This window comes from Rahnella sp. RcJ3 (genome assembly GCF_009498575.1).
In the GTDB taxonomy this organism is placed as follows: Bacteria; Pseudomonadota; Gammaproteobacteria; order Enterobacterales; family Enterobacteriaceae; genus Rahnella; species Rahnella aceris.
Map to the genome: position 1 here is coordinate 48,833 of NZ_QSNX01000003.1, position 20,998 is coordinate 69,830.

Here is a 20,998-nt window from a genome sequence, read left to right on the forward strand (position 1 = left end):
GGGAAAACGGTGAAAGCGACATTATATCGCGCCGACCTGCGGTATCCGCATCTGCAACTTTATACCGCCTCGTCGGGCAGTGTGCCGGGGCTGGACACCTTGTATCTGCTGCTTGAAGACAAAAACTTCAACGGGCTGGGCGAAGTGCGCATCAACATGGCGTATCTCAATGGTTACAGCGCCGAACGGGTGTTGAGTGATGTGATCCGTGCGTTGCAGCAACTGGATCTCAGTCAGCCTGCCAGCACAATTTTGCTCAATCTGCCGCAACGGCTGGCGGATTTTCTGGCACCGACACGCATGCTGCTGGATATCGCGCTGCATGATCTGATCGCGCGTCAGGAAGGCATCAGCGTGGCGCAACTGGCGGGCGCAGATAATAGCGAAACGGTGAGTTATCACACCAACCAGACGCTGTTCTGGACGCCGATGGCGCAGATGCTGCAACAGGCGACGGCGTATGTGGATCGCGGTTTTACACAGCTTAAACTGCGCGTCGGCGTGGCTTCGTTCGAAGAAGATGAAGCACGGCTCAGTGCGCTGCGCCGACGTTTCGGGCACGAAATCAGTTTGTCCGCAGATGCCAACGGCCAATGGCAGCCGGAAGCCGCGCGCAGCCATTTAATCTCGCTGGCGAAGTTTGACATGAGTTATCTCGAACAGCCGGTTTCTGACGCTAATGCGCACTATTATCCGACGCTGGCCGAAGCCAGTCCGGTGCCGCTGATGCTCGATGAAAGCATGAGCAGCGAGGCGGATTTAGAACGCATTTTGGCGCTGAACGGCAAGATTATGGCGCATCTCAAACTGGTCAAAATGGGCGGCATTGCGCCGACAATGGCTGCCGCACGACGTCTTACGGCAGCGGGCGTGCCCTTCATGATTGGTCAGATGAACGAAGGCGGTGCCGCTACCGCCGCCGCCCTGCACGTCGCCCGCGCCTGCCAGCCCGCTTACGCCGAACTTTACGGTGCCGACGGGCTGGGTAACGACCCGGTTCACGGCCTTTCCTATCATCAGGGGTTACTCAGCAGCCCGCCGGGCGCGGGGCTGGGTATCCGCTTCACCCCTTCCCAGGCAGAATTTATTCAGGAGTTTGAACAATGACAGCAACATCATTACCCGATACGGGCCGCGTCGTGCCAGGCGCAGAATCTGCATTTCACGAAGAAGAATATCGGCAGCGCATGGCGAAGGCGCGTCAGTTACTGGTGAAAGCCGGTCTGGACGTGATGGTGATCACCGGGCCGGAAAACATCTTTTACCTGACAGGTCAGCAAACACCGGGCTATTACACTTTCCAGACGCTGGTACTGCCGGTGGAAGGCGATCCGGTGTTTGTTATCCGCCAGCTTGAGTATTTCAACTTCATCTCCAACACCTTTATCCGCGACGCGGCGATTTATACCGATGGCGATAATCCGGTGAATTTCCTGCTCGATGTGCTGAAAACGCGTGGCTGGATGAAGAGCCGGATCGGGATCGATAAACGCGGCTGGTTTCTGCCGATCGCAATATACGAAGCCTTACAGGCTGAAATCGGCACGATCCACGATGCGGCTGGTGTTATCGAGCAACTGCGCGCCGTGAAATCAGCCGCAGAACTGGAAAAAATGGCGCACGCCGCCCGTTACGTTGACGCTGGCATGCTGGCAGGCCGCGCGGCGATTGCCGCAGGTGCGACAGAAAACGACCTGGTTTCCGCCATGATGGGGGCAGCGATTGCCGCCGGTTCCGAATATATGGGCATGGAACCGCTGGTCTCCAGCGGCCCGCGCACCGGTGTGCCGCACGGTACATGGCGACGCCGTAAAATTCTCGGGGGCGACCCGATTTTCCTTGAAATGGCCGCCACTCACGACCGTTATCATGCGGCCCTGATGCGCTCCGCCTGGCTCGGCAAACCGCCAGCCGTGGCGCTGGAAATGGAAAAAGTCTGTCAGGAAGCGTTGCAGGCTGCACTCGATGCCATCCGTCCGGGCGCGACATGCGAAGCGCCGCATCTGGCCTGTCAGGCCGTTATCGACCGCGCTGGCTATACCGATAACTTCAAAAAACGCACCGGTTATTCGATTGGTATTTCGTTCGCACCGGACTGGGGCGAAGGCGCGATCCTCAGCCTTTACAGCGGCATCACCACCGAATTACAGCCGGGAATGACCTTCCACATTCCGCCTGCATTGCGCATTTACGGCGAATTCACCGTCGGTGTCAGTGAAACCATTGTGGTGACCGAAACCGGCTATCGCGCCCTCGGCACAGTGGATCGTCCGCTGACCTTACTTTGATTTTGCTTTTAACCAGATGATGGGAATTGAATAAATGAAAGACATCAGTGAAAGTCAGGCGCGCCTGAAAGGTATTTTTAATATTACCGTGACGCCTTTTACGGCGGGCGGCGAGTTTGATTTTGCCGGGTTATCCCGCAACATTGAGCGGGTCATCGGCCTCGGTTATGACGGCATTTTGATTGGCGGCACGTACGGTGAATTCCCGGCGATGACCGCCGACGAACGCGCCACGCTGTTCCGCCATGTGATGGAAGTGGTGGGTGACCGCGTGCCGGTGATGTTGTGCAGCGCAGGTTCAGATGTCCGTGTCGTGCGTGATTTAACGCAACTGGCGGGCGATCTGGGTGGCCTGCCGATGGTCACGCCGCCGTTTGTTTCTGAAGTGACCGACGCGCAAATTATCAGCTTCTTCAAACAGATGGCACCGTTATCACGCACCGGTATTTTGGTGTATAACGCACCGGGTATCGGCATTACGTTGCCGCCGGTAGTGCTGGAGCAACTGGCCGACATCGACGGCGTGGTGGGTATCAAACAAGGTGACCTGAACCCGACCGCCATCGATCAGATTGCCAACCGTCTTGGCGGGCGTCTGCGTCTGTTCTGCGCCTCCGATCTGGCATTTTTAGGGCCGATGATGTGTGGTTTTGACGGCATCAGCACCACCAACAGCGGCGCTCTGCCGGAAATTATTCTGGCAACCTATCGTGCGCTGGAAAGCGGCGATGCCAGCACCGCACGCGAACTGCACCGTCTGTGGTATCCGTACCGGGCGCTGGCCCGCCGTTTCGGTCAGCCGCAACTGGTAAAAGCGGCCATGAACCTGCGCGGTTTTGACGGCCACCATGTCCGCGCCCCGCTGATTGATCTGCAAGCTGATGTGATCGGGCTGGTGGAGCAGGAACTGCGCCGTCTGGCCGCCGATCCGCGCTCCGGCGTCACCCTGAAGTAACCCGCTTTAAGCAAAAATCCCCGTCTTTGCAGGCGGGGATTTTTCATGGTGCCGTCAATTTATCCGTGCTGAGCTGACGCCGCTTTCAGAAAAGCTATCAGCAACGGGTGAGGTTTCACCGGCAGTGATGACAACTCCGGGTGGCCCTGCACGCCGAGGTAAAACGGATGGCGGGTGAATTCGATTCCGTCAGCAATCTTGCCGGTGGCATCGGTCCCGCTGATCAGTAATCCGTGATTTTCCAGATCCGGTTTCAGTTCAGGTGCAAGGTGAAAACGGTGGTTGTAGCGCACGATAAATTCATCGCCAAGAATCTCATGCAACCGGCTGCCGGGGCGGGAATGCATCCGATGATCCCCGAGGCGGTGAACCGGCAATGTTGGCGTATTCGTCAGCGGCACAAAAGTTTTAATATCAGCATCAGCATCAGGATCCGCTTCCGCCAGATTGGCTTTCGCAGAACCCATCATGTTCTGCACGATGGCCGTAGTCATGGTTTGCATGCCCAGGCACAAGCCGAGAATGGGAATATGGCGATTCAGGGCGTAATGTGCGGCACAAATCTGTCCGGTAACATTACACATCGCGGATCCGCCCGGCAGTAAAATGCCATCGACGTTTTCCATCACCTCATGCAGATGATCTTCCAGCACCTGGGGCGCGGCATACACCATATCAAGCGACACTGATAAAGCATCCGCGGCATCACCCAACGCAGCGAGCGTGGCCGGATAGGTCGTGCACTGCTCGGACTGCGCACCGACCAGCGCGATACGCAGCGAAGTGGTGGTTTGTGGCGGCGTATCGTGATTTATCCAGCGCCCATAACGATCACGCCACCAGCATCCGGCGGCTTCATCCGTCAGTCCGTGCCGCCTGAACATATACCCCTGATTTTCGCGCTCAACCGTAATCAATTCATAGTCAAACGCGTTTTCACGAACCTGCCGTGCAATTTGAGTGAACTGAATGATCTGCATTGGCCCGAGGGGGATCACCACATCCCCGGTGCCATACGTCTTCAGCAATTCTTCCAGCTTCATCACTTTACCGGCACTTTGCAAAATCAGCCGTTCTGCCCAAAGCAACCCGCTGGTTACCCGTTGCCCTTCACCAACGACGTGCTGGCAGGCATCAGGGTAGCGTGCGGTATCCCAGCTCACCGGCAGATGCGCCAGCGGTAAATCCTTTTGTGCCGCCAGTATTGCCGCCATCGCACCGTACAGCGACGGCTCAGGTGTGTCATGTGCAACAAAAATAAGAGCCATAAGACAACCTTGAAATATAAATGAAAAGTTCAGACAGCCCGCAGGCTCACCGCCAGCAATACCCGCTGCCCTGCCGTTTCCGTCAGTAAAATACCGCTCAGCACGAAGAAATTATGAGCAAAGCAAAAAGAAGAATGGTAAGTTTAAATTGGTTTTAATGATTCACATAATACAATTTTGTTATTGTTCATACAGGGGAAACAATGTCTGCTGAATTTCTTGCACCTCGTTTGCGTCGCGTGCGCCCTTCGCCGACAGCGGCGATCTCCGACCAGGTTCGTGCGCTCAGCGCGGCAGGTACTGATGTCATCAACCTGGGCGAAGGTGAGCTGGATTTCGATACTCCCGCACATATTAAGCAGGCTGGCATCGACGCGATTGTACAAGGTGACACAAAATACACTGCCGTTGCCGGTACCGCCGCGCTTAAACACGCCATCATGACTAAGTTTAATCGTGAAAATAGGATCAGCTACCGCCCGGATGAAGTCATCGCGGGCAGTGGCGCCAAGCAACTCATTTTCAACGCACTTTTGGCCACCGTTTCGTCTGGCGATCAGGTGATTATCCCGGCCCCTTACTGGGTGTCTTATCCGGATATGGTGGCACTGGCGGAAGGTGAACCGCGGATTGTTCATTGCCTGGAAAGTGATGGCTGGAAATTGCAGCCGGAAGTTTTAGCCGCCGCAATCACCCCGAAAACACGTTGGGTCATCCTCAACTCCCCGAACAATCCGACCGGGGCAGTCTATTCAGCTGACGAACTCCACGCACTGGCCGCCGTTCTGCTGGAGCACCCGCAGGTGCTGGTGATGGCAGACGACATCTACGAACAAATTTGTTTTGTGCCCGGTATTTTCGCCACACTCGCCGAAGTCGAACCTCGTCTGAAAGAGCGTATCCTGACCGTAAACGGTGTTTCTAAAGGCTATTCAATGACCGGCTGGCGTTTGGGTTATGCGGGCGGCCCCGCGTGGCTGATTTCTGCCATGCAAATTTTGCAGTCGCAAAGCACTTCCAACCCCAGCTCCATTTCTCAGGCCGCGACTGTTGCCGCTCTGGAACAGGGCAATGCATTCATCGCGGACTGGATCGACATCCTGACGCACCGTCGCACCCTGATCATGAACTGCGTGAATGCCATTGACGGCCTGAGTGCCGAAACGCCGCCGGGCGCATTTTACGTTTTCGCTAATTGTCAGGGGATGTCAGGTAAAACGACACCTTCAGGCGATATTCTCAGAACAGATGAAGATTTTGCAGCTTATCTGCTGAAATCAGGCCATGTCGCCACGCTTCAGGGTTCTGCTTTTGGTGCGCCGGGTTATTTACGTATTGCTTATGCCATCGATGACAACCGGTTGCAGGAAGCCTGCGAGCGAATCACCCGCGCTTGTCGTGAATTGCGTTAAGACCGAAAAAGGCCTGCTTCAATATGAAAACGGGCCTTTTTGACTCTATTCTCAACAACTTGGCTAAAGTATCAGCAAACGCACACATTTATTCAGTTTCCCCTTTGACATGCCACGGGGCAGTCGCTATTATTCGCCCCGTTCCAACGATTCCTCTGTAGTTCAGTCGGTAGAACGGCGGACTGTTAATCCGTATGTCACTGGTTCGAGTCCAGTCAGAGGAGCCAAATTAGAAAATCCCGCTTAAGGAAACTTAAGCGGGATTTTTGCTTTTTATGCCCGGAGCCCGGGCCTGTATGGCGTTGATGCAATCAGTGAGTGTGAAAATAGTCCTGATGCATTTTCAGTTTTCCCTCCGCACCGGGAAATTTGGTGGTCAGATTTGGGGTCAGGTGAGTTCGATGAGGCAGTGACCCCCAAATATCTCTTAACGACTCAAAAATCCGCAAATTAAAATCACCCGCAAAACCCTTTAATGTTTCTGATTCTCATGGCCTGTACCTTTATGCAATCTTATGACTGATTAACGCAGCTGGCCTTTCGGTAAGGCGGAAAAAAAATCGGCATGAGAAGGAGAGCGCGTCTGTTGCAGGATCTCCGCTAACGCCTCCAACGGCGCATCGGACCAGTCAGCGCGCAGATCAACGCTGGCATACTGGCGGTCGCACCAGATTTTCAGCGCCGCAGATTTAAGCCCGCGCCGGTCGCCGCCGGCCTGCGCACCGGCGTTCATGGCCCCCAGAAGGCGGTCGGCCAGCGGCAGGTCAGTTTGCAGGTGATAATTTTCCAGCATCGCAAACAGCGTTCGTTCCCCAGTCAGTAAATTCCCACCGACGACACATTGATGCCCCGCGATGCTTCCGGCCCAGACTCCGCAATCTGCCCCGCTCCACTGCGCCGTATTGCCCTGATTATCGACTATCAGTAGCTGCCTTCGGGCAGCGTCCGCATCCTGCGCCAGCAGGTTTTTCAATGTATATGCCGCATCGGCCCCCTGGTGTAACAACGTCAGACCCCGCTCCCCGTAAAGTGGATTGGTCATTGCCTGGGTGGCAATCGCGCCGGTCTGCGCACGTCCGTGTACCACCAATGCACCCACGGCAGGGCCAGCGGTAGCGGTGGCGACACCCACCGCACCTGAGTGCGGATCCCGCGCCACGATAGAAAAAGTCATAAGTACTCCGCGACAGTCTGGTTAAATTTATACGTATAAATTATTGCAATTCAGTTAATTTATACGCATAAATAATAAACAGGACAACGCCTGATTTTTTTCTGAGGTTTCCACATAGCGTTTTATTAAGCGACGAGGTCGATATGCTGCCAGCTTTGCAAAAGTCATTTATGCCAATCTGTTTTTGTCTCTTTGCGCTGTCGTGGCAGGCTCAGGTGCAGGCCAGAACCCCTGCGGATGCGCTGTTGATTGGTCAGGTGGCTGAGCCACAATCACTGGATCCACAGGTTGCTACCGCAGCCAACGACTCGCGCATTCTGGTGAACGTTTACGACGGACTGGTGCGTAACGGTGAGGGGAAACTGGATATCGAACCGGCGCTGGCCACCCGTTGGACAATCAGTCCCGACGGCCTTACTTACCGCTTTTATCTGCGCGAAGGGGTGAAATTTCAGGACGGAACACCGTTTAATGCCGATGCGGTGAAATTTACCTTTGACCGTATGCTGGATGATAAAAATCCGTGGCATGACACCGGGCCTTTCCCGTTGTCGTTTTTCTTCTCTTCGATAAAAAACATCGAAACACCGGACCAAAATACGCTGGTCTTTACGCTGAAAGAGCCGTTCTCACCGTTTCTCTCCAACCTCGCCACGCCAACCGGCCTTATCGTGTCACCAGCGGCAGTGAAAAAATACGGCAAAGAGTTTGGCCGTCACCCGGTCGGCACTGGCGCATTCCGCTTTGCAGAATGGAAAGCCAATCAGCGCGTGGTGGTGACGGCCAATAATGATTACTGGGACGGTAAACCTGCGGTACAAAACGTGGTGTTCCGCCCCATCACCGATGGTAATACGCGGGTCGCCGAGATGCTTTCCGGCGGCATTGATGCAATGGTAGAAGTGCCTCCTGACACGGTGAAACTGTTCAAGGAGAAAAGTGACCGCTTCCGCCTGTACCAGACTACCGGCCCACACGTCTGGTACGTGATGCTCAATACACAAGTGCCACCCTTTAACGACGTGCGGGTGAGGCAGGCGGTGAATTACGCCATCAATAAACAGTCGCTGACAGATAAAATTTTGCAGGGTTCGGCCGACGTAGCCGAGGGCCCGATCCCCCACGCCTTTAACTGGGCGACCAATAAAGAGGTGACGCCCTATCCTTATGATCCGACTAAAGCCCGCGCACTGCTGAAAGCCGCCGGAGCAGAAGGGACAACGCTGACCTTCTACGTCGCCGAGGGGGGATCAGGCATGCTGGATCCCATCCCGATGGCCACCGCCATTCAGGCTGACCTGAAAGCAGTAGGTCTGAATGTTTCGCTCCAGACCTATGAGTGGAATACCTATCTATCGAAGGTTAATGCCGGTCTGGACAATCACACCCATATGGCGGAAATGGCCTGGATGACCAACGACCCTGACACCCTACCTTTCCTGACGCTACGCACCGACGCCTGGCCGAAAAAAGGCGGTTTTAACTCCGGTTATTACAGCAATCCGCAGGTGGACAATCTGTTGCAACAAGCGCGCATGACCACAGACACCGCAACGCGCGCCGCGCTTTACAGGCAGGTGCAGCAGCTCGTACATGACGATGCACCGTGGATTTTCGTCGCCAACTGGAAACAGAACGCCGTAACCTCCACACGAATTCAGCACTTCGCACTGCAACCGAATTTCAATCTGTTGCTCAACCGGGTAACCAAACAGTAATCGGAGAGAAACTTATGGGGAGTTACGTGCTTAAAAGGCTGCTCTCGACCATTCCGGTGTTTATCGGGTTGTCGCTGATTGTTTTTTTGATTATGGCAATGATCCCGGGGGATCCGGCTCAGGCGTTGCTCGGTGCCTGGGCCACGCCGGAAAACGTCGCACGGATCAATCAGGAACTCGGACTGAATAAACCGCTCTATCAACAATATCTGATCTGGGCGGGCAATATTTTGCACGGCGATTTTGGCCGTTCTTACGTGCTTAATCGCCCGGTCATTGATGAAGTGATGGAGCGTTTTGGCGCCACGCTGTTGCTCGGAGGCTGCGCACTGCTGTTAAGCACCGTGCTGGGGCTGCTGGCCGGAATACTCTCCGCCGTCCGCCAGTTTGGCCTGGGCGACCACATCATTACGTTGCTGGTGCTGCTGGGAATTTCCATGCCTTCGTTTTGGATTGGTCTGCTGCTGATCATGCTGTTCGCCGTAGAGCTACAATGGTTCCCTGCTTCTGGTATGTATGCCATTTGGGCCGGTGGCGGCTGGCTCGACTTGCTGCATCATCTGACCTTACCCGCTATTACGCTGGCGATTGTTGCCACCGGCGTTATCGCTCGCCTGACCCGCACCGCGATGCTCGAAGTGTTGCGTCAGGACTTCATTCGTACCGCCCGCGCCAAAGGCCTGTCCGAGCGCAAAGTGATCTATAAGCACGCCTTTCGTATGGCGCTGGTGTCAGTCATTCCGGTGATCGGTATTCAGGCCGGTTTTGTGCTCGGCGGCGCGGTCTATATAGAGACGGTATTTCAGTGGCCGGGGCTTGGCGCAATGATGGTGAAAGCCGTCGCCACCCGCGACTTGCTTCTGGTACAGGGTGGCGTGCTGGTTGCCGCTGCGGCCTATGTACTGATCAACCTGTGTGCTGACATTTTACAGGCGCTTCTCGACCCGAGGTTAAAATCATGAGCCAGAACATCATCACTGTCACGCCTCGTCATCGCCAGCCGTTGTGGGCGCTGCTGTTGGCCAACCGGCTGGCCACGCTCGGCCTGATCCTGCTGGTGCTGGTGGCAGGTGCCGCCCTCGCCGCGCCGTTGCTGCCGTTACCAGACCCTGACGCCACCGATCTGCTCAACCGTCTGCTGCGACCGTTTTCGCCCGGCCACTGGCTCGGCACAGACCCGCTGGGCCGGGACATGCTCTCCCGCCTGCTGTGGGGAACCCGCGTGTCACTGGCAATGGGAGTTTGCGCCACGCTGCTGGCCGCACTGTTCGGTACACTGATTGGTCTGGTCGCCGGGTATGCCGGAGGTAAAACCGACAGCCTGTTGATGCGCCTGATCGATATGCTGATGGCCTTCCCTTATATACTGTTGGCGCTGGTGATCGTCACGGTGCTGGGTCCCGGACTGCTCAATGCGCTTTACGCCATCTCGGTGGTGAATATTCCTTTCTTCGCCCGTAATATTCGCGGTCTGACCGTTGGCCTGCGTCAGCGCGATTTTATTCAGGCGGCGCGGCTGTCGGGCAAAAATCATTTGCAAATTTTGCTGACCGAAGTGCTACCCAACATGATGCCGGTTGTGGTGGTCACCATGTCAACCACCGTCGGCTGGATGATTTTAGAGACCGCCGGGTTGTCGTTCCTCGGACTGGGAACCCAGCCACCCAACGCTGATTTAGGCTCGATGCTGGGTCAGGGACGCGCACAGATGTTCAGCGCACCGCACGTTTCCATCGTACCTGGATTGACGATTTTCATTCTTGTCATGAGTTTTAATCTGCTGGGTGACGGCGTGCGCGACCTGCTCGATCCACGCCTGAAGTCCGGCATTCTATTGCGCGGGAAAGCCGTCACTACGGTCAATCGTGCCAGCGTTCCCTCTGCCATACAGGGCAAGAATGCGCTGCTGGAAGTGGTGGATTTACAAGTGAATTTCCGCTCGGGAAAACAATCCGTCGCAGCGGTCAAAGGCGTAAGTTTTTACGTTGCCAAAGGAGAATGTCTGGGGCTGATTGGGGAGAGCGGATCTGGAAAAAGCGTCACTGCGCTGTCCGTGATGGGGCTGGTATCTTCCCCACCGGGAGAAATCACCGCTGGCGCGATTTACGTCGGCGGCGAAGAGATGCTGTCGCGAACGCAAAGCCAACTGCAACAGTGCCGCGGCGCGCGGGTGGCCTATATTTTCCAGGATCCGCTGACCACCCTGCACCCTCAGTTCAGCATTGGCGCACAAATCATTGAAGCCATTCAGGCCCATCAGCCGCTGTCAAACCGGCTGGCTAAAGAGAAAGCACTGACGCTGCTCCACAGCGTAGGAATTGATGAGGCTGCGGCGCGCTTCGACGCCTTTCCCCATCAGCTTTCTGGCGGGCAGCGTCAGCGTGTCGGCATCGCAGTGGCACTGGCCAATGACCCGGAAATCATCATCGCCGATGAACCCACTACCGCGCTGGATGTCACGGTACAGGCACGTATTCTCGAGCTGCTGCAACAGCTGCGTCGTGAACGTGGCCTGACGCTGCTATTCATCACTCATGATTTTAGCGTGATCGCCCAGATTTGCGACCGGGTGGCAGTGATGCGTAACGGCGAAATTGTTGAAAGCGGTGAAACCCGGTCAGTGCTGCGGGACCCGCAGCATGATTACACCCGCAGGCTGATTGCCAGTGTGCCGAAACTCGGCCAGGGACGCGATTTCCTCAAACAGGTCGGCGAACTGTATGCCAACTCAAAACCACAGCCGGGGGCAATATGAGCAACGTGATTGAAGTCAACGGGCTGGTGAAAACCTTCGGCAGTACCTCCGGCTGGTTCTCCGGCCGCAAACTGCAGGTTGAAGCGGTAAAAGGGATATCTCTGCATCTGGCTGAAGGCGAAACGCTGGCGGTAGTGGGTGAAAGTGGTTCAGGTAAAAGTACGCTGGCGCGAATGCTGGTCGGTCTGGAACGTCCGACGTCCGGCACCATTAAACTGATGGGCGAAGCGATGTCGACACATGCTAAACGCAGTGACAAAGCCTTCGGCCAGATGATTCAGTATGTTTTTCAGGATCCTGTGGCCTCGCTCAACCCCCGAAAAACCATCGCTGATACGCTGGATGTGCCGCTGCGTTATTTATGCGCCTACCCCACCATGCGACGTAAAGCGCGAATGCTGGAATTGATGGAGGCAGTGCAGATGCCTGCCGATGCGCTCAGTGGTTATCCGCATGAGTTTTCTGGCGGTCAGGCTCAGCGGTTAGCGATTGCCCGCGCACTGGCGGCCGAGGCCCGTATTCTGGTGCTTGACGAGCCGGTCAGTGCTTTAGATGTGTCGGTACAGGCACAGGTTTTGTTATTACTCGATCGCCTGAAACGTGAGTTCGGTCTGTCGTATCTGTTTATCAGCCATGATTTAGCGGTGGTGGAGTCCATTGCCGATCGCGTGGCGGTGATGTATCACGGTGATTTAGTAGAATGCGCGGATAATGATCGGTTGTTCAACGCACCGCAGCACGCCTACACGCAACGTCTTCTGGCCAGTGCGCCAAGGGTTTAAATCAATGAAGGGATTTATGAGTATTGAAATGACACACCAACCGGAACCGGTACGCCGCAAGCGCACTGATGAAATTGTCGATGCCATCAAAGAGAGCATCATCAGCGAGAATCTGCTGCCCGGCGACCGTCTGCCGCAGGAGAAAGATCTGATAACGCGTTATGCCGCAGGGAAAGGCACAGTGCGTGAAGCGCTGAAATCTTTAGAGGTTCAGGGGCTGATCCGCACCAAAACCGGCCCCGGTGGCGGTGCGTTTATTGATTCAATGACCGAATCTCGCGCCATGAGTTTGCTGTCCAATTATCTGTTTACCCGTCAGCTTTCCATCAGCAATATCTACGCCTTGCGCAAAGCGCTGGAGCCTCTGGTGGCGGTCAGCGCCATCGGCAATATCGACGCCAAAGGCTTCGTGCAACTGCATCAGCTGATTGCCGTCTACGATCATGAACCCGCTGACGAAGCTGAACGCTGGGAACAGCGCATGGCCGAACTGGATTTTCACGGCGTGGTGGCCAGTTATTCTGACAACGTTCTGCTGGCGTTTATCTGCCATTTCCTGCAACGTCTGCTCAAAGATTTGGCCGTCTGCAAAGATATTTACCAGCGCCCCGAGCCGGTGGCGCGCAGCGTCGGCATTGATTATCAATATCGCCTGATCGACGCGATGCGCCGTCAGGATGCCGCCACCGTTCAGCAGATCATGACCGAACACATGCAGCATGCCGAAGACGCCATGCTTGGGCTGGAAGCCACGCTTGAGGAGCGTTTTTTGAGCGACCGGGCGGAGTGACGCGTCTTCTGAAACCTGTTTCAGCGTGTAAGTATCCCGCTTAAGCGGAAGTTAGATCAGAACAGAGGTATGGCTGTCGCTGGTGTTGTGAGCAGCCAGATATTCATCTATTTTTATTATGCTGATGAAAATAAGAGAAAATGTCATGCGCCTGTACATGCTTTACCTGGGGACTATGCAGCCGGGTGATATACCTGTACCGGGATATTTGATTCAGACAGACGAAGGAATAAATATCCTTGTCGACAGTGGCTGGCCGCGCCAGGAGAGCAAAAGTTATTCCGCGTCAGACAATACGTTGCTGATAAGAACGGTCTGACAGCGCACCCCGGGCATCATTTTTTCCAGGCCGTCTGTCAGCATTCTGCCGGCCGCATGCAGCGCATCCACAGGCATTTCAGGCAGGCTCTCAAGGATGAACCACATGCTGCTGTCTGCCACGCTCAGCCGCGTCCGGACGCCTTGTCGCCAGTTCCACCGGCGGCAGGTCACGCCGGTGTCATCGCGCCAGACAACTTCTCCCGCCTCCGGTGACTCGCTTCCCGGCTGACCGTCTTTCATAGTGTCAAAAATTTCGGTTCCGTCAGCAACAACCAGCTGCGGCATCCCGGCGTAAGCCGCAAGGTTTTCACCACCTACCGGAATGGCATACCGGATGCTGACCGCGTTATACAGATCAACCACCGGATCGAGAGCGGCCATCGTGCCATCCTTTATGACGCGCTTTCTCAGGGCTTCTGCCGAACAGGGCGTACGCTTAGGTTTTGCACCGAAGGCGCGGAATACCTCCGCCCATGCGCTGAGGTGGGCCTCAGCCCAGGCTGGCTGCCCGGCCTGAGCGGCCTCGCAGGCTTCCCGCAGCGCGACTTCCCCCACCCGCTCATCGGCCACGGGGCCGCTTTCACGCAGATGCTGAGCGCACGAAAACCCGGTGCGATGCGGTAAATTTCAGGGCTGATTGACGGTGACACGGCTGGCATAGGATAATCCTGTAATGACTGATTTATTACATAATAATGACCTATGACCAGTAAAGTCAATATAACGACCGACGCCGATGCAGCCAGAATAAACGAGGCCGTTTCCGCGCGCACAAAGCTTTACCGCAGCCAGAAAAAAATGTCGCTCGATGAGCTTTCCCGCCGTGCGGGCGTCAGTAAGGGAATGCTGGTTGAGATAGAAGGATGCCGGGCCAACCCCAGCATTGCCCTGCTCTGCCGCCTTGCGTCTGCGATGAACGTCTCCGTGGCCGATTTTGTCAACGTAGCTGGCAAGCCCGCAGTTCATCTCATCAATGCCGGTGACATTCCCGTACTCTGGAAAGGAGAAAAAGGTGGCAGCGCGCGCCTGCTTGCGGGCACGAGCGGGCCGGACATGGTCGAGCTGTGGGAGTGGGTGCTTTACCCCGGGGAAACCTTTGAGTCTCCCGGCCATCCGGAAGGCACCAGTGAACTGCTTCATGTGTCCGGCGGAACCCTGACGCTCGTCGTCAGCGACACCACTTACGTGATAAGCCCCGGTGGTGCAGCGGTTGCAAGAACCGACGCGCCGCATGCCTATATGAACAGTGGCACGGAGGTGACCGTGTTTACCATGACGGTGAATGAGAAAGGCCGCTGAAAACGGTGGCTGCTGCTTCCCCGGGTGTGATTCTGAGTAGTTCAGCTACCGGTCAGCCCGGTGAGGAAAGTTCGAGGTGCGCTAAATAACCTTGTAAAAACAGCGTGCGAGAGTGAGCAGTCTCGGGCAGGGTCAGCCTGCTCACGCCCCGATGTCACGCCTAAACTGTCATCTTGACAGTTTGCTGGCTCATCTGATAAAGAAGAAGTCCCGATTGATCCCCCATCATCACTCAGCCTGTTTTGTGCGTGTTGCGGCGCTTTCTCAGACAATAAGAAGGTCAGAGTCTGACACTCCCGAAATCTGATTTTAGTATCTACCTGTATCAGGGACTAACTATGCCATTTTTGAAGTATGAAAGCGGACTTTTTACTAAAAACAAATCACGTAAAATTCTGTATATGCCAATGGCATTATCGGTGATGCTGTGTATTTTTGTTATGGTGTTTAATCTTGTCGCATTTTCTACAAAACAGAACGAGGGTTCCTGGATACAAAATTCTGGCTGGATATTTGATGGCATCCAATTGCTGATACTTAACTTTATCTTGTGGAACTTTAATCGATTATTATTGAAAACCAGTCTTCGCCGATGGATAAACGCGGGGCTGATGATATGGATTGTGTCTGCAGCATTTGATCTGATGGATGAAATTATTCGCCAGCCGATGTGGGTCGGGTATTATCTTGAGGATCTCAGTAAGCTGGCAGGTATGGTCTGCGTCTCGGCAGGCATCTATTTCATCGTACGTTATGTGAATAATAAATATTCGGATATGAGCATTAATTCATTCCGTGATGAGCTTACACGTTTGCCAAATCGTCGTTATTTTAAAAACGCCCTTATGGACTTAGATAATGTCAGTGTTTACGTCTTTTTAATCGATATTGACTTCTTCAAAAATATAAATGACAAATACGGCCACTACATTGGCGATGATGTCCTGAGAGCCTTTAGCCTGATGCTCAGTGAACTCTTTAAAAATAACGTCATCGCCGCCCGCGTCGGCGGAGAAGAATTTGCCGTCATCGTGCAAACGTCAGTATTTGAAGAAGCACGATTAATGGCCGAAAAAATATTAGTTCATGTCAGAGAATTAGTGATTAATGATGAAATTCGCTTCACCGTCAGCATCGGTGCCGGGATAAAAAAAGAAAATGAAAGCCAGGAAAGCTTGTTCCGACGTATAGATATCGCGTTGTACCAGGCGAAGCACTCTGGAAGAAATCGTGTCGAATGGGTGGAGGAGTAAGAGATACAACGATCGGGTATCAATCCCCCTGCATAAGCCCTCCCGATTCCGTGTCCGGCCATATCATCGCGTTGATTAAAGTTGTGTAAATGTGAATCATTTACACTTTGCAATGATTGTAACTGTGAGTGATTATCATTTATTGTGCGCATGCCGCAGGGATCTTGTCCTGCCCGGGTCACAATTAGTTTCAATTACTCTGGGATATCAACGATGAATGCTTTGCCTCGCACCGGACTGCGCCGTATCACGCTTGCATCGGCTCTGGTTTTCTCCGTCAGCCTTCCGGCTTTCGCCCAAGATACTTTGACGCTTTATACCACTCGCGAACCCGGTCTGATCCAGCCATTGCTGGATAGCTGGACACAATCGAGCGGCATAAAAGTCAATACGGTTTACATCAAGGATGGCATGCTCGAACGTGTTAAAGCGGAAGGCCAGAACTCCCCTGCCGACCTGCTAATGACGGTAGATGCAGGAAATCTCATTGATTTAGTGGAAGCAGGTGTGACACAACCTGTGGAGTCACAAACGCTTAAGACGGCTATTCCGGCAAACTTGCGAGGAGCAGATAATCAGTGGTTTGCGCTTTCTATGCGCGCTCGCGTGCTTTACGCCGAGAAATCGCTGGCGATGGATAACTGGCATTACGAACAGCTTTCCAGCCCGGAATACAAAGGCAAAGTGTGTATTCGCTCCGGCCAGCATCCTTACAATACCGGACTGATTGCCGCCATGATTGCCCACCACGGTGAAGCGAAAACCGAAGAGTGGCTGCGTGGTGTGAAGGCTAATCTGGCACGTAAAGCGACTGGCGGCGATCGTGACGTTGCTCGCGATATCCTCGGCGGTATTTGCGATATTGGCCTCGCAAACTCTTACTATATTGGCCATATGAAAAACGCCAAAGAAGGCACCGATGCGCGTAAGTGGGGCGATGCCATTAAAGTGGTGAAACCTACCTTTGAACAAGGCGGCACGCACGTGAATATCAGTGGTGCTGCAGTGGCTCGTTATGCGCCGAACAAAGCTGATGCCGTAAAACTGATGGAATATCTGGTTTCCGCACCCGCCCAGCAACAATACGCCAAAGCGAACTTTGAATACCCGGTGCTGAAAGGTGTGGCGCTTGATCCGGTGATCACCGCCACCATCGGTGAAATCGATGTCGATAAAATCCCGTTAACCGAGATGGTGAAATACCGTAAACAAGCGAGCCTGCTGGTAGATAAAGTTGGATTCGATCAATAAATCACTTCGTCTTCCGACGTTACGCGGCCTGGTTTCCGGGCCGCAGTCATTATTAACGCCGCTGCATCTTGCCGCGCTAGGTATTGCGCTTGGCGTACTCACACCTATCGTTGCGCTAATCTGGCAGGCGACACAGGCTGATTTCTCGCACTGGGATAATCTCATTACTTTTGTGCTGCCTTCGGTGTTGAAAAATACCGGGCTTTTGCTGGCAGGTGTCGCCGTGATCGTGGGGGTGACTGGCGTCGGCAGCGCGTGGGCGGTCACAGCATGGGATTTCCCCGGACGCAAAATACTTAGCTGGGCGTTACTGCTGCCGCTAGCCATGCCGACTTATATTGTGGCCTTTGCCTGGCTTGACCTGCTGCATCCCCTTGGCCCGCTACAAACATTCATTCGTTTTTTGCTGGGCTTCGACAGTCCGCGGCAGTTCCGTTTACCGGATTTACGCTCCCTGCCCGGCGCCATTATTCTGCTCGGCTTAGTGCTGTATCCTTACGTTTATCTGACGACCCGTGCGATGTTCATCAGCCAACCTGCACATTTGCTGGAAGCCGCTCGTACCCTGGGTTGCAGCGCTGCCGGTGTTTTCTTTCGTGTTGCCCTGCCGATGGCTCGCCCGGCGCTGGCTGTCGGTATCAGCCTGGCGCTACTGGAAACGCTCAATGATATCGGCGCATCTGAATTTCTTGGCGTACAAACGTTAACCGTCACCGTCTACACCACCTGGATTTCGCGTTCCGATCTTGCCGGTGCCGCGCAAATCGCCTGCATGATGCTGATGTTTATTTTCTGCATTCTGACGCTGGAATTTTATGGTCGCAGAAAACAAGGCCTTAGCAGCCGCAGCTTGCGAGAGATTCAACCTACCAGAGTACGCGGCTGGCGTGGATGGCTGCTCAGCTCGGTTATTGCGTTACCGGTTATTCTGGGGTTCCTCGCACCGGTTGTATTTTTAGCCTGGGAAAGCGCAAAGCGTTTAGGTGAAGAAAATCCCCTCTCCCCTTCGTTGCTTTCAGCCTTACAAAATACGCTGTCGCTGGCGGCAGGCACCACTCTGGTGGTGGTTTGCGTCAGTTTACTGGTGGCCTGGAGCGCGAGGCACAGTGCCGCAGATAACACAATGTCGGGCTTTCGTCGCGGCGTAATGCGCCTTGCGTCCTTAGGCTATGCGGTGCCTGGCACCATTCTGGCGATTGGTTTTCTCACTCCGGCAATGGCAGCAGACAAATGGTTGGCAGATTTAATGGATATTCGCGGCTTACCGCTGATGTCAGCCGGTATCTTGCTGGTTATCTGCTGCGCGATGCGCTTCCAGGCCATTGCCATCGGCGCACTGGATTCCGGGCTTGGCCGTATCCCTCTTTCGCTGGAACAAGCATCGCGTTTGTTGGGGGAAAATGGTGCGGGGACTTTCGTGCGGGTTCACTTCCCGTTGCTGCGCCCCGCGCTGGTTAGCAGCGCATTATTAGTCTTTGCCGACGCGATGAAAGAACTGCCGACAACCTTGCTTTTACGCCCGGTAAACTTCGAGACGCTGGCAACGTTACTCTATGCAGAAGCAGCTCGTGGAACCTATGAAGAAGGGGCCATTGCCGCCTTAATGATTGTTCTCGCAGGCACGCTGCCGGTTATATTGCTGGTGCGTCATCAGATGACTCGCCACGGCTAAAGGAACCACCATGTCAGAAATTGCGTTACGCCTTCAGGATGTGCATGTGGCTTATGACAACGGCCAGCAACCGGTATTGAAAGGATTTTCAATGTCAGTACGTGAGGGGGAGCTTGCTTGCTTATTGGGAGCCTCGGGTTGCGGGAAAACCACGGTGCTGCGTGCCGTTGCCGGGTTTGAACGGCTGCAAAGCGGTGAGATCTATGTTTCACAGCAGCGCGTTGCCGGGCCAGGTCTTCATCTGCCGCCAGAAAAACGTCATGTCGGCATGGTCTTTCAGGAATATGCGTTATTCCCACACCTGACAGCTCAACAGAATGTTGCGTTTGGCCTGCGCAGGATACCGCGTGAGGAGCAACAAGCCAGAGTGACGGCGCTGTTAAAACTGGTGGAATTGCATAGCCATGCCAGCCGCTATCCCCACGAACTCTCCGGCGGGCAACAACAGCGCATTGCGTTGGCTCGCGCGCTGGCACCGAATCCAGAGATCCTATTGCTGGATGAGCCCTTTTCCAGTCTGGATAAAAAAACGCGCGAGCGACTCGGCGGCGAGGTGCGCGATATTCTGCGTGAAGCCGGGCAAACGGCACTTCTGGTGACGCACAGTGAGCAAGAAGCGCAATTGATGGCAGATCATATTGGTTATGTGCAACAGGGTGAATATCACAAAATAAAGGTGGACGATTCGAATTACGCGAACATTTAGATTTCAAGTGCAGCAAGTATTACGGTTTCCATTTTCTCCGGGGTGGTGAACGGTGCAAAACGCTTGAGCGGTTTGCCGTCGCGTCCGATCAGGAACTTAGTGAAGTTCCACTTGATCCGCCCACCGAGTACACCGGGCAATTCGTTTTTCAGATACCTAAACACCGGGTGCGTAGCAGCGCCGTTGACCTCCACTTTTTCGAATATCGGGAAGCTCACACCATAGTTGATGTGACAGGTCTGCGCGATTTCGTCGGCGCCGCCGGGTTCCTGCTTACCGAACTGGTTGCAGGGAAAACCAAGCACCACCAGACCCTGTGCAGCGTACTTCTTGTAGAGCGCTTCAAGGCCTGCGTATTGTGGCGTGAAGCCACAATGGCTGGCGGTATTCACCACCAGAACCAGCTTACCCGCATAGTCGGCCATAGAGATGAGCTGGCCATCCAGACTGGTGGCGGTGAGTTGATGAAAGGTGATCATGTCGGGCTCCTCAGAGGGAATTGGCAAAGTCGAACGAAAAGAAAAACAAACCGACGTGCTAAAGGCCTCGCGTCGCGATGAGTAAGATAGAGTCAGTCGCAGCACCGGTTCAATGAGTCTGCCCGCAAAACCGATGACTATGGGCATCCGGGCACTCTGTAGATCTCAGAAATAACCTGCATCGTTGCGTCTTCGATCATTCCTTCATTACGGCATAAAACCCAGCCGTGATCTGCAACTTCCCGCTCGAACGCCTGGGTACAGGCGACATGATCTTCCAGCTTATGAATCACCGTACTACTTAGCCCACGCGGTCGGGCTGCGGCCCTCGCCCATGAAATATCAGGCGCGGTAACCACCCCGACATGCAGGTCTGGCATTCTCACATTTCGTTCAATGTTAAGCTGTAAAATCTCTGCAAATGGAACCATCCGGCGAAACGCGGCTTCCGACGGGTACCAACGATCCATCAAGATAATGCTGTCCGGTGGCTGTTTAGTCAGCACATGCCGGGAAATCCATGCACGGCTATCAGCAAAGCGCTCACAAACCTCCAGCTCCAAATCACGGGAGGGATTTCTGGCGAGCCTGTTCACGAGGGCCATTGTTTCCCTCCTGTAAGGATCGCTTTTTTTCTCGCAAAGCCGGACCACCTTCTTGTTGTCAGCCCTGAGTACTTTCGTCATGGCCTCCAACAGTGTGGTTTTGCCGACCCCCTTGGGCCCATCCAGAGAAATAAACAACGGACGACTCATTCCTGAAATGACGATTGATACAGGGTTTTTGTAAAGCTCAAATCTGGCAAAAGCATCTTATTTCCTTCAGATGAACAGACACTGATGAACATTCCGGCAAGGGTTCTGACTCACGGGTTG

At 54.4% G+C, this 20,998-nt stretch carries 18 protein-coding genes, 1 tRNA gene and 1 pseudogene; 15 read left to right on the forward strand and 5 right to left on the reverse strand.

Features of this window, described 5'->3' with window-relative positions; translation table 11 throughout:
• Positions 1-9: 9 nt before the first annotated feature.
• Genes DXU84_RS05055 through DXU84_RS05065 form a run of 3 tightly spaced genes read left to right on the forward strand, consistent with a single transcriptional unit; the run spans position 10 to position 3,243 of the window.
• The gene (locus DXU84_RS05055) at positions 10-1,107 is read left to right on the forward strand and encodes a mandelate racemase/muconate lactonizing enzyme family protein (protein ID WP_013574986.1); all 1,098 of its coding nucleotides are present in this window, start codon (positions 10-12) and stop codon (positions 1,105-1,107) included.
• Entirely contained in the window at positions 1,104-2,288 is a 1,185-nt protein-coding gene (locus DXU84_RS05060; RefSeq protein WP_013574985.1) for a Xaa-Pro peptidase family protein, read from the forward strand. The genes DXU84_RS05055 and DXU84_RS05060 overlap by 4 nt, the downstream gene beginning before the upstream one ends.
• Before the next feature lie 34 nt (positions 2,289-2,322).
• Positions 2,323-3,243, forward strand: coding sequence for a dihydrodipicolinate synthase family protein (locus tag DXU84_RS05065; protein WP_013574984.1), 921 nt, complete (start codon positions 2,323-2,325; stop codon positions 3,241-3,243).
• A 59-nt stretch (positions 3,244-3,302) separates the two neighbouring features.
• Here DXU84_RS05065 and DXU84_RS05070 read toward each other — a convergent pair whose 3' ends face one another.
• A complete protein-coding gene (locus DXU84_RS05070) occupies positions 3,303-4,511 on the reverse strand; it encodes a gamma-glutamyl-gamma-aminobutyrate hydrolase family protein (RefSeq protein WP_153375022.1) in 1,209 nt (402 codons plus the stop codon).
• A 203-nt stretch (positions 4,512-4,714) separates the two neighbouring features.
• On the opposite strand from DXU84_RS05070, the gene DXU84_RS05075 reads away from it, so the two are divergent.
• Both DXU84_RS05075 and DXU84_RS05080 read left to right on the forward strand, forming a co-directional pair.
• Positions 4,715-5,923 (forward strand): pyridoxal phosphate-dependent aminotransferase, encoded by a 1,209-nt coding sequence (locus tag DXU84_RS05075; RefSeq protein WP_013574982.1) that lies wholly within the window; start codon positions 4,715-4,717, stop codon positions 5,921-5,923.
• A 151-nt stretch (positions 5,924-6,074) separates the two neighbouring features.
• Positions 6,075-6,150, forward strand: a tRNA-Asn gene (locus DXU84_RS05080).
• 296 nt (positions 6,151-6,446) lie between these two features.
• On the opposite strand, the gene DXU84_RS05085 is transcribed toward DXU84_RS05080, so the two are convergent.
• A complete protein-coding gene (locus tag DXU84_RS05085) occupies positions 6,447-7,097 on the reverse strand; it encodes a DUF1028 domain-containing protein (RefSeq protein ID WP_013574980.1) in 651 nt (216 codons plus the stop codon).
• A 143-nt stretch (positions 7,098-7,240) separates the two neighbouring features.
• On the opposite strand from DXU84_RS05085, the gene DXU84_RS05090 reads away from it, so the two are divergent.
• The 5 genes from DXU84_RS05090 to DXU84_RS05110 are packed head-to-tail and all read left to right on the forward strand — an operon-like array spanning position 7,241 to position 13,142.
• Positions 7,241-8,815, forward strand: a complete 1,575-nt coding sequence (locus DXU84_RS05090; RefSeq protein ID WP_153375024.1) for an ABC transporter substrate-binding protein — start codon at positions 7,241-7,243, stop codon at positions 8,813-8,815.
• A 14-nt stretch (positions 8,816-8,829) separates the two neighbouring features.
• Entirely contained in the window at positions 8,830-9,777 is a 948-nt protein-coding gene (locus DXU84_RS05095) for an ABC transporter permease (protein WP_013574978.1), read from the forward strand.
• The gene (locus tag DXU84_RS05100) at positions 9,774-11,570 is read left to right on the forward strand and encodes a dipeptide/oligopeptide/nickel ABC transporter permease/ATP-binding protein (RefSeq protein ID WP_131638795.1); all 1,797 of its coding nucleotides are present in this window, start codon (positions 9,774-9,776) and stop codon (positions 11,568-11,570) included. Before DXU84_RS05095 ends, DXU84_RS05100 begins: the two co-directional genes overlap by 4 nt.
• Positions 11,567-12,352, forward strand: a complete 786-nt coding sequence (locus DXU84_RS05105) for an ATP-binding cassette domain-containing protein (RefSeq protein WP_013574976.1) — start codon at positions 11,567-11,569, stop codon at positions 12,350-12,352. Before DXU84_RS05100 ends, DXU84_RS05105 begins: the two co-directional genes overlap by 4 nt.
• A gap of 16 nt (positions 12,353-12,368) precedes the next feature.
• Positions 12,369-13,142 (forward strand): FadR/GntR family transcriptional regulator, encoded by a 774-nt coding sequence (locus DXU84_RS05110; RefSeq protein ID WP_013574975.1) that lies wholly within the window; start codon positions 12,369-12,371, stop codon positions 13,140-13,142.
• A 276-nt stretch (positions 13,143-13,418) separates the two neighbouring features.
• On the opposite strand, the pseudogene DXU84_RS05115 reads toward DXU84_RS05110, so the two are convergent.
• Positions 13,419-14,122: pseudogene (locus DXU84_RS05115) on the reverse strand (B3/4 domain-containing protein).
• Positions 14,123-14,165: 43 nt separating this feature from the next.
• Between DXU84_RS05115 and DXU84_RS05120 the strand changes: the two are divergent.
• The 5 genes from DXU84_RS05120 to DXU84_RS05140 all read left to right on the forward strand — a co-directional run bounded on the left by DXU84_RS05120 (position 14,166) and on the right by DXU84_RS05140 (position 19,644).
• The gene (locus DXU84_RS05120) at positions 14,166-14,762 is read left to right on the forward strand and encodes an XRE family transcriptional regulator (RefSeq protein WP_112197731.1); all 597 of its coding nucleotides are present in this window, start codon (positions 14,166-14,168) and stop codon (positions 14,760-14,762) included.
• A gap of 338 nt (positions 14,763-15,100) precedes the next feature.
• Positions 15,101-16,015: a GGDEF domain-containing protein gene (locus DXU84_RS05125; RefSeq protein WP_013574972.1), complete on the forward strand. Its 915-nt coding sequence runs from the start codon at positions 15,101-15,103 to the stop codon at positions 16,013-16,015.
• Between the two features lie 213 nt (positions 16,016-16,228).
• Positions 16,229-17,266: an extracellular solute-binding protein gene (locus tag DXU84_RS05130; RefSeq protein WP_013574971.1), complete on the forward strand. Its 1,038-nt coding sequence runs from the start codon at positions 16,229-16,231 to the stop codon at positions 17,264-17,266.
• Positions 17,250-18,938 (forward strand): iron ABC transporter permease, encoded by a 1,689-nt coding sequence (locus DXU84_RS05135; RefSeq protein ID WP_013574970.1) that lies wholly within the window; start codon positions 17,250-17,252, stop codon positions 18,936-18,938. Before DXU84_RS05130 ends, DXU84_RS05135 begins: the two co-directional genes overlap by 17 nt.
• A gap of 10 nt (positions 18,939-18,948) precedes the next feature.
• Positions 18,949-19,644, forward strand: a complete 696-nt coding sequence (locus DXU84_RS05140) for an ABC transporter ATP-binding protein (RefSeq protein ID WP_153375025.1) — start codon at positions 18,949-18,951, stop codon at positions 19,642-19,644.
• Here DXU84_RS05140 and DXU84_RS05145 read toward each other — a convergent pair.
• A complete protein-coding gene (locus tag DXU84_RS05145; protein WP_013574968.1) occupies positions 19,641-20,123 on the reverse strand; it encodes a glutathione peroxidase in 483 nt (160 codons plus the stop codon). The two genes, DXU84_RS05140 and DXU84_RS05145, sit on opposite strands and share 4 nt — an antisense overlap.
• A gap of 137 nt (positions 20,124-20,260) precedes the next feature.
• On the reverse strand, positions 20,261-20,878 hold the full coding sequence (locus DXU84_RS05150) for a dTMP kinase (RefSeq protein WP_112151781.1): 618 nt from the start codon (positions 20,876-20,878) through the stop codon (positions 20,261-20,263).
• Between the last annotated feature and the right edge of the window lie 120 nt (positions 20,879-20,998).

Coding starts and splice junctions, on each gene's coding strand:
- DXU84_RS05060 (WP_013574985.1), top strand. CDS start 1,104: ATGACAGCAACATCATTACCCGATACGGGCCGCGTCGTGCCAGGCGCA.
- DXU84_RS05065 (WP_013574984.1), top strand. CDS start 2,323: ATGAAAGACATCAGTGAAAGTCAGGCGCGCCTGAAAGGTATTTTTAAT.
- DXU84_RS05070 (WP_153375022.1), bottom strand. CDS start 4,511: ATGGCTCTTATTTTTGTTGCACATGACACACCTGAGCCGTCGCTGTAC.
- DXU84_RS05075 (WP_013574982.1), top strand. CDS start 4,715: ATGTCTGCTGAATTTCTTGCACCTCGTTTGCGTCGCGTGCGCCCTTCG.
- DXU84_RS05085 (WP_013574980.1), bottom strand. CDS start 7,097: ATGACTTTTTCTATCGTGGCGCGGGATCCGCACTCAGGTGCGGTGGGT.
- DXU84_RS05090 (WP_153375024.1), top strand. CDS start 7,241: ATGCTGCCAGCTTTGCAAAAGTCATTTATGCCAATCTGTTTTTGTCTC.
- DXU84_RS05095 (WP_013574978.1), top strand. CDS start 8,830: ATGGGGAGTTACGTGCTTAAAAGGCTGCTCTCGACCATTCCGGTGTTT.
- DXU84_RS05100 (WP_131638795.1), top strand. CDS start 9,774: ATGAGCCAGAACATCATCACTGTCACGCCTCGTCATCGCCAGCCGTTG.
- DXU84_RS05105 (WP_013574976.1), top strand. CDS start 11,567: ATGAGCAACGTGATTGAAGTCAACGGGCTGGTGAAAACCTTCGGCAGT.
- DXU84_RS05110 (WP_013574975.1), top strand. CDS start 12,369: ATGAGTATTGAAATGACACACCAACCGGAACCGGTACGCCGCAAGCGC.
- DXU84_RS05120 (WP_112197731.1), top strand. CDS start 14,166: ATGACCAGTAAAGTCAATATAACGACCGACGCCGATGCAGCCAGAATA.
- DXU84_RS05125 (WP_013574972.1), top strand. CDS start 15,101: ATGCCATTTTTGAAGTATGAAAGCGGACTTTTTACTAAAAACAAATCA.
- DXU84_RS05130 (WP_013574971.1), top strand. CDS start 16,229: ATGAATGCTTTGCCTCGCACCGGACTGCGCCGTATCACGCTTGCATCG.
- DXU84_RS05140 (WP_153375025.1), top strand. CDS start 18,949: ATGTCAGAAATTGCGTTACGCCTTCAGGATGTGCATGTGGCTTATGAC.
- DXU84_RS05145 (WP_013574968.1), bottom strand. CDS start 20,123: ATGATCACCTTTCATCAACTCACCGCCACCAGTCTGGATGGCCAGCTC.
- DXU84_RS05150 (WP_112151781.1), bottom strand. CDS start 20,878: ATGAGTCGTCCGTTGTTTATTTCTCTGGATGGGCCCAAGGGGGTCGGC.